This window comes from Arcticibacterium sp. SM2516, from assembly GCF_057914865.1.
Genome location: NZ_CP195290.1, coordinates 4310462 through 4322862 on the forward strand (window position 1 = coordinate 4310462; position 12401 = coordinate 4322862).

Sequence of the window (12401 nt, forward strand, 5' to 3'; positions counted from 1 at the left end):
AAAAAAGACCAAATCGCCTATTTGGTCGCCTAGCTTTTAACTGGTTAATTATCAGACCATTAATTCCTGTTTAGAACAAAATGACCAGATTTTGTTTTATTATCTATATACCAATTAATCTTTTGTAATCATGAAATATGATTAGGCTTGATTAAGGTTTGGATTGCTTACTTTATGAATACCTTTCTCGGAATTTAGCTTCACCTTCAACAAATCGTTCAAGTCCTTGGAATCGCCATACAAATCATATTTGTCCTGAATGTTCTCAACCCCCTCCTCCACAAATCTGCCAACCATCTTCTTTCCGCTGTTATCATTGTCCAGCCATAGATTTATATTCTGATACGAGCCGTTTTGGATATATTCTAAAGTATCCTGAAACGAAGACAGAGAGTGCATTATAATTGTATCGCCGTTTAATTTAGTGCCATTATAAAGCACTAGAAGAGAAAGGTAATCTACCGTGCCTTCAAATAAATTAATTGAACTGCCAGTCTTGTTTCCTTTAATGATGGTAATATCTCTTTTGATTAGGGCAGATTTAAATACGGGCGTATCGGAAGCCGAACGTATTTCATAGCCCCCTGCCCTGTTTTTTATACCGAAGGCAAAGAAGACTTTGTCTTTTTTCAGGTTCCGGTATTGAACCTCGCACAGGTAATGACTAACCAGATGCTCCGGTATACCCCTACCCTTCAGATATTGGAATATGGCCGGATGTTGAACTGGTTTTGCCCTAATGAATTCCAGATCACGGGGAAGCTCTTCTTGAATTTGCTCGAATGTACTGGCTGAAGGAAATAAAGATTGGGAGGGATTCCCGCCAAAGCCCAGATCCTCCAAAAAAGAAAGGGCATTTGATACGCTTGAGCTTTTGCCATTGGTTTGCAGATATTTCATGGCAAAATCTACCACAGAGCGAGAACCTTCGGCCTCTCCATGATCATACCAACAATTATCCCTAACATTGATATAAAAGCTAGGTTCGGCTTCTGAGCGAAAAGGACTTAGAAATCGCCATTCACTACCGCCCCGCTCTTTCTTTTTAACCTCATAGCCTAGTTTTTCCATGAGGTCTATCAGGGCAATTGAATCGTTGGCTTGTTTACAGTTCATTGATTTATATCAGGGAGGTTTTTATCCTCACCCTGCCTTTTTATTCTTTCAGTGAGCATCCTAATTTACATCAACTTGGTGATATTTTGGGCACTGAATCATCCAAATACCCTGCTTTTAGGGCAAAACGTGCCAAAGTCACCATTATTTGCTCATCTAAAGCTTTAGTATTAATTAAATTGGGTTTTATCTCGGAAGTAAATTTCCGATCCCGTGTTTCTTGGTTTTTTTGCGTCTCTTGTGGATGTTTTGGCTTATAAATCTTCCTAATAGCCCCGAAATTCAAGGTTATCTTAATACCAATATAGTAGCCCATCTTATCCTTAATTCGTGAATAGGTCAGATACCCCTCCTCCATAGCATCTTGAAGGTAATTGAAGACCATCCTGTTTGACCTGCTTAAATGTTTAGCCAAAATCCCCGTGGTGGTTTTGATAGCCCCCTGCCCTTTACCGTTCCATCCGGCTAGGAGTGATAACATCATTCTGGTCATAGGCATTAGTCGTGGGTTGCGTATAAAGCTCTGTTTTAAGGGCTTTACGAATGTGCCGTTATCCTCTGGACATGATAAGCCCTTTCTTTTGGGCTGATTATTTGTGATTTCAGGTTTATCCAGATAGGGGTCAAAGCTTTTAATAAGAGCCACTGCTCCAATTTGAGAAAATCCTCCTGAGGATTCTAATCTTTTTCGTGATGTCAATTTAGGTAAGTACATGTGTGTGTACACCCCTGCCCTAAAAAAGACACAGAAAAACCTGCTGCAAACAAAAGAATTGCTTGCATTTGATTAACCAAACCTGTAGGCTTTAAATACGAATAAAGGGGTACAGATTTGTATCCAATAAAAGCCCTAGTTTGCAGACTGGGGCTTTTCTGTTTTTGTCATCTTCAAATAGAGCTAAAGGGAGCCTCCTTTAAGGTTTGGTTAGATAGGATCTTCTCTTCATTGAAAGGAGAGAAGGGCAGGGCGATTCTTTAAAACCGCACTTTACAGTAACATACCTGTCATATTGCTTCAACTGTAATAAAGCTGTAAAGCATAAAATCAAGTAAAATCAATTAGTTACAAAATCCCAGTAAAGAGATGACAGTAAGGTTACAGTAAAATCTGACATATTCTTACAGTAAGAAGCAGTAAAGTTGACAGTAAAATCTGACTGTAAAGACCTGTCCAATCTGACAGTAAATTACAGTAAGGCTGTAAAATACTGTGTAAAGTCGGGGCAGGGGACTTGTAAAGTCTTGAATGTGGCACAAATATACGGTAGGCTTTTTTTACAGTAAAGCATAAGGAGCATTCCATGAGTAAAGTTACAGTACGTGAAGCCGCAGAACTGACCGATAAAAGCAGACAGACCATCAATGATGCTACCAAGGATGGCACGTTAAGTTTTGAAAAGAACGCAAGAGGGCACAAAGTCATTGACGTGTCAGAATTGGAGCGTGTTTTTTCAATAATCAATAAACCTGATGCCGTGAAGAAACAGTCAGATAGTGTAAAATCTGACAGTAAGGTTACAGTAAAGCCGTCAGATTGGGAAAAACAGCTTGAAGCGATCCGTCATGAGATAGCTGATTCTCGTGAAAAAGAGCGGGAAGCCCTGCAACAGCAAATTGAGCTTCTGACTAAAACGGTAGAAGAAGGTCGTAAGGACAAAGAAACCTATGTGCGTCTATTGGAAGACCATTCCGGTAAAAAGAATGGTTCTGAAATCGAGCATCTGAAAAAAGCAAATGATGATTTGGCCAAACAGGTACAAGAGCTTCTAAATGTAGAGAAGGCACGACAGAAAGAGCGTCAAGAGACTATTAAGCGAAGACGGGAGGAAAAACTTAAAGCTTTGGAAATCGAGCAGAGTAGGGGCTTCTTTTCTAAATTGTTTGGATAGCAGGACTAGCTAGATTTAAACAATAGAACACCACACGAACAGAATTTCAGTGATAAGAATGACCCCATTAGAAAAAATAAATAGCCCCATCATATTTGAAATCCCGTATCCTGATACTGCTCCATTGGAAGAAGTGGTACAGGTCGTTAATTTATCCAGATGTGCTTTGGCTTGCTATAATAATGTTGTTGGTCATTTTTCAACAAAGGGCTATTCCATTGAATATGTCGGGTTTGATTGCCTGGATGGCTATAATTATTATAGATCATGGTTAGAGCAGTATGATTGGAATCTAAAGGATACCTTGATTGCTTGGCACAATGATCCAACTTTCACGAATCAACTTCATCCAAAGGCACGGGAGTTAATTTGCAATACTAGGTTCAAGGATTTTGATTTTCTCGAAAAACAACCTTCCAAACGATGCGGGTTATTCAGCTTCCTCATTGATACAGAAGCCAGTTTTGAAGAGCTCAACCAATTAACAACACTTTCCGCCCAGTTCGAAAAGTTTACAAACCGGGACAAAAAAGTAGCTTTAGAGGACTTTGTGCTACTGCGTAAACAGTTAAAGGAAGCAAACCCTTTTCCTAAACCAGAATTATAGATTTAAAAACGAGGGTATTGTTCTGATGCAATCGAGCAATATTCTGGTTACCGCTGACTACCCGAAATGTATCACCTTAGGAAAGCACCTTTTCAGCATGGTGAACTTGTGAATATCCAAAGGATTTCGCTGTGAGCTGATGATATGGTGCGGAAGAGAGTAGGGGGCCTAAATGTTCGGCATACTGCAATAGGGATTGAAGTGGTTACCCTGCAACACGTTTTACGTGAGAAGCGTAAAAGCGTAAAGCCCGACCTGATAGGGGATTGCCCTAATTTAAAATATGGCTTAACAATTTTTCAAAGTCTGAAAAACCAATAAAAGAAGAAAGTTTGCAATGAGTTATAGAACTTCTTTCTATAGCTCATTTTTTGTGCTAATATTGAGGCATAGAAACGGGATCTATACCTCATGAAATGGATTTGGGAACATCAGAATTGGCCAGCATTTAGATTTGACGCAAGCCAATTTGACAAATTTGAAAATGAATTCCACAGAAATGCTGGCCTAATCATAGGCTCTTTGGCGAGTGTCTCATCTGAAGAAGTTGAAGAACTAAGGGTAGCCATATTGAGTGAAGAAGCATTGGATACTTCTAAAATTGAAGGTGAAATTCTAGATCGCGACTCTGTTCAATCTTCAATTCGTAAAAACTTGGGTTTGCAAACCGATGGGAGAAAGTCAAAACCACAGGAGGCGGGTATATCACAAATGCTCGTTGATTTATTTAGAAAATATGATGAATCGTTGAGTGAGAATACCTTATTTTCTTGGCACGCCATGACCATGAATGGAAGAACAGATTTAGAAGTAGTGGGGAACTATCGAACCCATGAAGACCCCATGCAAATTGTCTCAGGACGCTTGGATAGGCCCAAGATATTTTATGAAGCACCTCCATCCTCCCGTGTAAGGGAAGAAATGAAAGTCTTCATACACTGGTATAATACGTCAAGGGAGGAGGGCTTATCGTCTATCCTTCATGCTGGTATCGCCCATTTGTATTTTGAGCTAATCCACCCCTTCGAGGATGGAAATGGTAGAATTGGGCGAGCAATTGCGGAAAAATCTTTGGCTATGGGGGCTAGGCAAGCATTGATTACCTCTTTGTCTAAAGTGATAGAAAGTGACAAGAAGGCGTATTACGAAGCCTTAGAGCAAGCGAATGGCTCTTTGGAGATTACAAAATGGTTGCTCTATTTCTCCGGAAAGATTCTAGAATCACAAAAGCATGTGCAGGACTTAATTGGTTTTATCCTTAGTAAGGCCAAATTCTTCCAAGAATTTGACAACCAATTAAACCAACGGCAGAAAAAAGTCATTTTAAGAATATTTCGTGAAGGATTAGATGGGTTTAAAGGAGGTTTGAGTGCGGAGAACTACCTAAGGATATCCCAAACATCAAGAGCAACGGCCACACGCGATCTTCAGGAGCTAGTTGAGATAGGTGCATTAAGGAAAGAGGGGAAGTTGAGACATACACGGTATTATTTAAAACTATGAAGTTATAAGAAACCTAATTAAGTTTTCCCGAGATTAAAGCAATATTTTGAGCCAAAACGCCATAATTCTTAGCAAGCATTTTCCATTCAGATAAAGCTTCTTGAACCTGTCCTATAATCTCTTTAGCTTCCAATGGAGATAAATCAGCATGACCAGCCAGTTTCATTAAATCTTTCACGCTTGGATTTTGGCCTTCTCCTGCTACCATCATACTTTGATGTCCGGCTGGTCCTGATGAGAAGGTAAGGTCATAGGTAGGAGAAACTATCCATTCTCCTTTTTCATCCATGAGGAAGGAAAAATTCTTGGAATGATCGTCACGATTATGAGCCAGTACATTAAACACCGCATAACGGAACATTTTCTGAGCCTCACGAATATCCTTCGTGAGCCAAAGCGTCGCTTTTATCAAATCCTCATAATCAAGGGCAGGGGTTCTAAAATCAGAATGTAGGAGGCCACATGCTGTAAGCACATGCATTCTTTTCCCACCTGCAAGCCTGTCGAAGCGTTTTGCCGCAAAATAGCCAGCATTACCCCTTCCTTCGAACAGGTGCGTCTCTGGGGTTAAAATACCGGCCTTTGTCGCCATTTGATTATAAACAAATTCAATTGCTCCTGAATCATGCCCATCCAGTGCATTTCCAAATTTGACAATCCAATGTTCGTAATCCTCTGGCAAGTTATCTATACCTTGAATGATGGAACTCTTGTCCATGCTTACACCAATCATTGCTTTTGGCCTTGCACCGGCCGAAGACCCGTTAAGTTTCAACAATTGTTCAAATACGTCTTCACTATTTCCAGAGAGTACTTCAAGGGATTGCTCGCTCAGTTCATCCAGATTGACAGTTCCGCCTTGAGGAGAGGAGCTATAATCAGGTGCGTAGATTAACGCTCCCATGCCGGTATGCCCAACATGTGCCAATCGGTCTAGAACTGTAAATGTATCGGGCAATATCCCTTTGGCTCGTAAAGACCGATCTAGTAAAAGCCTGCCCCAACCATCAGGGAGGCTATCATTAAATACCCCTGGCAAACCTTCGAATAAATGCGTTTGAAAACTTTGTGTTCCTGATTTCAAAGGGAGTTTGTATGGAGAAATTTCCAAACCACTTTGAATAAATTCAGGGGAATATTCAAAAAGAACTTTGCCGTTATCATGTGCCAATCTGCCAACAGGCAGAGGAGGGGTCTCTCCAATGTTTAATGATACATTGAGAACCTTTATTGGATTGATGGTAGTTTTCATTTGTTCCTTGCTCTTTTCTTAATCGTTTTAGAAACTTTGGTCGAGTTTTGCTCTTTTAGGACTTCATCGATAGTTCTAGGAACCGTTTGCGTATTTTCAATGGCCTTCACAATGGCTTCTGTCAGGTTTAAAACGAAGGCTATCTTGGTAAAGGACTCAAGGGAAATTTGGCCTGTTTGTTCGAATTTTCTTAGAACTGAAATACTGACATTAGCTTTTTGGGCAAGCTCAGCTTGCGTTAAGCCCTCCTTTACTCTGCTCACACGGAGTAGGGCAGGGAATTTCTGAAGGGTTTCGCTTGGTGTTATAAATATCATTATAAGAGTAATTATACAACATATTTCACGTATTTACCACAATTATATCAATTAATATTCTAATGTTTTCACAAAACCTCTCCCTCGTTGTCTAGGCAAATTCAGGAGCAATGATTTGATATAATAAGAGTTCTAATTGCCTAGTGTTTAAGCGAGTATTTGATTGTTCAATTCCAATGACCTCAAATACTTAAAGGCAATAAAATGTAATAACTTTAACAATTGAAAAAAAATAAATCCTTAGATTATCAGAAGATATAAAATGAAAAATCTGCATAGAACTGGTAGAAACAATCCATGTCCGTGTGGAAGTGGACTTAAATTCAAAAAATGTTGTCTTAATATGCCATCAAGCATTCCATATTCAAAAAGACATAGCCCTCAAAAAGTAGAGGAGTTTATCAAATCATTTGATAAAGCTGATCTTCTTAAAACAAATGCGGCCCTACAACTTCTTCCTGTAAATCACGGCAAAAATATTAGATTTGAGATTTTTGCAAGAAACGTCATTGTCCATTCAGAAGAGAACAAGCCTAATATTCCGAATTCATTATTGGTCAAATTTTATAAAAATAATTTAACCAGCCATTATCTAGAAGATCCTATTAGCACTTTTTTTACCGAAAATGTAATTTGGTTTTCTGGAGATTTTATAGTTTTCCCCGGTCTAAATCTCAATGGGACAAGGATATTAAACTTCTTTCTGGAAACAATTTTTACTCAAGAAAATAATCTTCCTGAAAATTTCAAGACAGAGGTAAGCGATGGTGTTACAATGATTCTTGCAATGAGCCAATACATTGCTATGTCCGCTGGATTAAATAGATATGAATATGAAGAATTTACAGATTCTAAAATTCAACTGCCTGAAAAAGGTTTGTTAAATCATTTAAAGGAATCAGTTGCTTTTGATAAAGAACATTTATCAGAAATTGCAGAACACTATGGTGTGAACATTAATGTGTTAAATCATTTTGTTGCTGATCCTGAGGATCTCAATTTTCAGAATGATGATCCTGATAAAAATCCTTTGCTACTACAACCTATTATTAAAAATGGGAAAAGTGAGTTTTTATTTGCTCTTCCAACTGCATCAGTAAACTGTTTAACTCATTTTATAAGAAAACAAGCAATTGAGGATGGCTGTTTATCAGAATTAATGAACTTTTTTGACAATCATCAATGGAGTGAAATTAAAAAACTATTGCAAGAAACGGGGTGGGAAGAAACAGACATTCAACTGCCAGAAACAGAATTGAATTTGAAAGAATCGATATTTAGGTTTGATAATGATAAATTAGCTTATGTCTGTTTTATCCCAACTAGTGCCATTAATGATTCTGCCCAAACTGAAGAGTTATCAAAGTCAAAAGAGGTACTACCACTCGAATTAAGGAATACAGAAGTTATCGACTTTCTTGAAGATCTTAATGGTTCTCACATATATAAATATTTCACATTAAATGTTATCGGAGAAGACGGTCAGGATTTCTTATTCAAGTATGGGAAGGCTGCAAGTTCTAACGAAGCACTTACTATAAAATATTGTGAGCTGGAAAAATTGGTTTTCTCTGATACACTTGATGAATTAAGTTTATGGAAGTTTGCCAAAGTCTATAGTAAAGCGAGTTCTCAATCCCGAATACTTTCGATGGGAGGCATATTGGATGCCTTTGTTTCATATCAATCAAACAATGAATCCTTGTTACCATCAGATACGGCAATTCCGGATTTTATGACTTTCTCCATTGGTAATTCAAACGATTTTGAGAGAATTGCTGTAAAAAAAATAGATGAACACTCTGCTCTTCAGCAGACGAGAAAACATGGTTTATTACCTGTTCCAGTAAGGCGAATGAGAGATTTTGCTCCCATATATAAAGAACGGCAATATTCCAGAGAGCATAATCTTCTGATTGAATGCTTTAAATGTCCCGTTTGGGTTAAAAATAATCAGGCAAATTCACGGCAAGAAAAAGAAACAATTAATCATTATAATGAAGCCGTGATTTTCTGGTTGTATAAAATGAGAGGTGACTTGCAAAAATTATTTGCTCAATTTAAAAGTACCACTCCGATTGAATTTGATCTGAGATTAGCAAAAGAGTTAATCGCTCCATCTGATATTTCTCCTCAAACAACTGAAGATATTGAATTGGATTTCGAGACCAAAATAGAACAAAGTAAAAACACTATTGCAATCGGAATTCCTAAGGAAATTTTAAGCTTTTTCTTTAGACCAGATAATCTTGGAGAAAAAAAACTAATAAGTGCCGTCTTATCAGGATTAAATCAATTATTAAAAGCAAATGGTTCCAATCATTTGGAAGAAAATGCAATTACAGAATTGATTGAAACATATATGCAACCATATAGTGCAAAGATGATTTTATACTTTGATACAACTAATGAATTACGGTTGGATAATAGAGGACTTGTTCCTTATAGATCCGTTCAGGAAAGCGAAATATCATTTATACTTGATCAACTAGTAGGCTATTTGGATTTACAAGAACCAATTCCTGAGAAGATAGAATCAATGGAAGAAAAGAATTCGCTCTGTAATAAAGTTGTTTCCTCCTTAGTCGCAAAACTGATTTCTGAACTTGAAGCATTCAATGCCTGTGAGTTATTAAAATGGTTAATGAAATTGCATGAAAAATGTATTCACAGTAGGGAGTTTAAGGAATTGCATATTCCTGCGAAAATATCGTGTTTTAGTGATTTTCCAAGGGAAGTTCAAAAGCTTGAAAAAGGAAACCATGATTTAGCAGCCACAGCACTCTCTATTAGATGTATAATTGAATTTATTGCAGCCAAACCTACGTTTGGAACCCGATGGCCAAATATTGACGATTACGATAGAATTGTTGCATTAATGAATCAAATTATCAGTTGGGGAATCCTTTCTGATTCTATCGACTTAGAGATGGATAATCCTGAAATGGGGTTGCTTCCTTCTGGTAGAATTGGAACGGATAAAAGTTTTGTGAATACATATATTTATCCTTTTTCAAAAGCTAAGGCAGAAACTGCTGTATATACATATCAAGAAAATTTTACCGATAAGTTCAGGACAATCCAACATGAAGAAACAAATGGTTCCACTCCGCCTGAAGAAATAATAGAAATAGATAAAGCTTTTGAAAGTGATTTGGGGATAGGCTTGACAAAAATCATCAAGCTTAAGAGAACATTGGTAGAAATCGCCTTTGAACAAGAACAATCCGTTATAGAAATTAAAGAAGAACTATTACTTGAAATGTTGTCAAAAAAACTTTCAGGCTTTCAAAAAGATTTAATAAAAATTGGACTAGATTTAATAACTCTGTCTGAAAGAAGTTCAATAATTAAATCTCCTAACGGATATGAAAAGGGAGACATTTACCCTTGGAAATACAATAGAAGTCTATCCTACCTAAGAAAGCCTTTAATTAAAGTCAAAAGAAAAGAGGGTTCAGTTCTTTACTATTGGAGTTTCCGACATGTGTTAGATTCTTCAGAAAACCTCCAAGTACTCTTATTTAACGGAAGACTGAAAGCGAAAAAAGGAAGTTCGTTGAATAATTACCTAAAAAAGATAAATGATGAAAAGGGTAAAATGTTTAGAGACCACGTTTTTGAATGGCTTAAAGAAGAAGGAACAATGGAAGTTATACCATACGAAGTAAAACCAAGTAAGTTAAGTGGAAATCAAAATGATGAAAAATATGGAGATATTGATGTATTGGCAATTGATAAAGCAAAAAAAATAATTTTCTCTATCGAATGTAAAAATACAGTCAGTGCTAGAGTTATTCATGAAATGAAAACGGAAATGGATAAGTATTTAGGAAGAAATGAGGATAGTTCTTGGGTACACAAACATTCTGAAAGAGACAAGTGGCTGAAGGATAATACTGATTCATTAGATTCTCTGGTCGATAATCCAAGTGAATATTCTATTATTTCCTTAATTATGACATCCGAAGATATTCCCACAACGTATTTAGCACAAGATTCTTTGCCACTTCCAATTATCTCATTTCCTAAGTTAAAAAGAATGGGAATTATTTGTTTAGCATAGTGCAATTTTCTAATATCTAATTACGAAAGAAGAATCTGCTCATTAAAAGCGTCCATGGTTTCATGATCAAACTGTACCAAATAAATCTCTGTTGTTTTAGAATCCTCGTGCCCTAATGCTTGAGAAATAACAGGAACGGGAACACCTTTTAATTTAGCAATCGTAGCAAAGCTGTGTCTTGCCACATAGCTTGTAAGAGAGCCAGAAACGCCGCATTCTACACCAATATCCTTTATGCGTTTATTGTACCGCCTCAACTCATCCCGTACCTGCTGATACTGCTTTGCCTCTTCGTTAGCCGTTATAACATTAAGGACAAAATCTACTGGTTTTTTATTCGAAGTATATTTATCAAGAATTTCCTTTAGAGGAGGGGTTATTTTAATATTGTAAAGCTGGCCGGTCTTCTTTCTTTTATATTCTATTCGGCCATTTTGAACCTGAGCCATCTTCATATAAGCCAAATCCACAAAAGAAGCTCCCATGAGATAAAAACTTATTAGAAAAAAGTCCTTTGCCCTCTCTTTTTGGGGCGTATCGGGAGAATAGGCTTTGATTTTTTGAATACCTTCTTCTGTAATAGCTCTTTTCTTCGTCTTTTCGCTCCTAATTGTGTATTTCTCGAAAGGGTACGCCTCTTTACTAATTAAACCTTCTGAAATAGATCGATTTAACAAAGCCCTTAAGGTTCTCATATGTACGCTAAGTCCGTTCAATGAATTTCCTTTGCTCAAATACCACGCTTCATAAGCCTTTAGCCATTGAAAATTAATAGATTTTATAGGGCATTCTTTACCATTTTGAAAATTCTTAATACTTCGGTAGAGCGTTTTATAAACTCTAGCATTTCCAAATCTTTTGGCTTGTTCCATTTCACAAATAATCCTTTGTGAAAATGCCAAAATACCGTCATTGCTTGCTTTGCCAATTAAAGATGATTTTAAGGTCTTCATGCTCATGGAGGGCAGGGCACCTGAATTCTGAAGCTCTATGATCTTATCTTCAAATTCAATTCTCTGCTTTTTAAGCATATTATTCAGCCGTGTTACATTCTTGATGCTGGGACACCCTGGCTTTATTTCCATTTTACGCTCATTCCAATAAATGGGATTGACGGTATACCCAGTAGGAATTTCTAATGTTTCGCGATCAATTGTGAGTCTGATTTTGATAGCTTGCGAACCATCTTTCTTAGTATATCGGCCATCAACGAATATTTTTGAAGTTAAGCTCATAACCCTGTTTGTTTTGATGAATTGAAAATTCTCCAACAATTCTCCAACAAATATAGGTATTTTATGAATTAATGTGAAATGGCTTAAACAAGTAAATGGCTCTTTATCAGCATTTTTGGCACATATGAATACATATGAAACCAGCATTAATGTTGCCTTACAAGCAGAGGGTCGGGGGTTCGAATCCCTCAACTCCCACGAAAACAAAGCACTTAGTCGAAAGATTAGGTGCTTTTTTCTTATAAGGCTACAGAGCTCAGACGAAGGCAATGCAACAGCATTCGAACTCAGAACAAAAGTTGGGGGATAGCTACTGATGAAGGAATCCCAAATAAAACATTGATGACAACTGTGACGAATAAGCATGGTCTTACTATCATCAGAAGAAAACAACACATCTCTAATATTATACCCTA

General features: G+C 37.2%; 9 protein-coding genes. 4 read left to right on the top strand and 5 right to left on the bottom strand.

The features are described 5' to 3' along the window. Positions 1-141: 141 nt before the first annotated feature. Both ACSBFT_RS17770 and ACSBFT_RS17775 read right to left on the bottom strand, forming a co-directional pair. On the bottom strand, positions 142-1116 hold the full coding sequence (locus ACSBFT_RS17770; protein ID WP_489601813.1) for a DUF8464 domain-containing protein: 975 nt from the start codon (positions 1114-1116) through the stop codon (positions 142-144). Positions 1117-1186: 70 nt separating this feature from the next. After that, the gene (locus tag ACSBFT_RS17775) at positions 1187-1816 is read right to left on the bottom strand and encodes a hypothetical protein (protein WP_489601814.1); all 630 of its coding nucleotides are present in this window, start codon (positions 1814-1816) and stop codon (positions 1187-1189) included. 601 nt (positions 1817-2417) lie between these two features. Between ACSBFT_RS17775 and ACSBFT_RS17780 the strand changes: the two genes are divergently transcribed. The 3 genes from ACSBFT_RS17780 to ACSBFT_RS17790 all read left to right on the top strand — a co-directional run bounded on the left by ACSBFT_RS17780 (position 2418) and on the right by ACSBFT_RS17790 (position 5115). Further along, positions 2418-3005 (top strand): hypothetical protein, encoded by a 588-nt coding sequence (locus ACSBFT_RS17780; protein ID WP_489601816.1) that lies wholly within the window; start codon positions 2418-2420, stop codon positions 3003-3005. A 58-nt stretch (positions 3006-3063) separates the two neighbouring features. Next, entirely contained in the window at positions 3064-3612 is a 549-nt protein-coding gene (locus ACSBFT_RS17785; protein WP_489601818.1) for a hypothetical protein, read from the top strand. 411 nt (positions 3613-4023) lie between these two features. Next, on the top strand, positions 4024-5115 hold the full coding sequence (locus ACSBFT_RS17790; RefSeq protein WP_489601820.1) for a Fic family protein: 1092 nt from the start codon (positions 4024-4026) through the stop codon (positions 5113-5115). Between the two features lie 13 nt (positions 5116-5128). Here ACSBFT_RS17790 and ACSBFT_RS17795 read toward each other — a convergent pair whose 3' ends face one another. Beyond that, positions 5129-6367, bottom strand: a complete 1239-nt coding sequence (locus ACSBFT_RS17795; RefSeq protein WP_489601821.1) for a type II toxin-antitoxin system HipA family toxin — start codon at positions 6365-6367, stop codon at positions 5129-5131. After that, positions 6364-6684 (bottom strand): helix-turn-helix domain-containing protein, encoded by a 321-nt coding sequence (locus ACSBFT_RS17800; RefSeq protein ID WP_489601822.1) that lies wholly within the window; start codon positions 6682-6684, stop codon positions 6364-6366. Before ACSBFT_RS17800 ends, ACSBFT_RS17795 begins: the two co-directional genes overlap by 4 nt. A 262-nt stretch (positions 6685-6946) precedes the next feature. Here ACSBFT_RS17800 and ACSBFT_RS17805 point away from each other — a divergent pair, with 262 nt between their 5' ends. Beyond that, entirely contained in the window at positions 6947-10750 is a 3804-nt protein-coding gene (locus tag ACSBFT_RS17805) for an SEC-C metal-binding domain-containing protein (protein ID WP_489601824.1), read from the top strand. A 20-nt stretch (positions 10751-10770) separates the two neighbouring features. Here the strand turns inward: ACSBFT_RS17805 and ACSBFT_RS17810 are convergent, their stop codons facing one another. After that, a complete protein-coding gene (locus ACSBFT_RS17810; protein WP_489601826.1) occupies positions 10771-11985 on the bottom strand; it encodes a phage integrase SAM-like domain-containing protein in 1215 nt (404 codons plus the stop codon). Between the last annotated feature and the right edge of the window lie 416 nt (positions 11986-12401).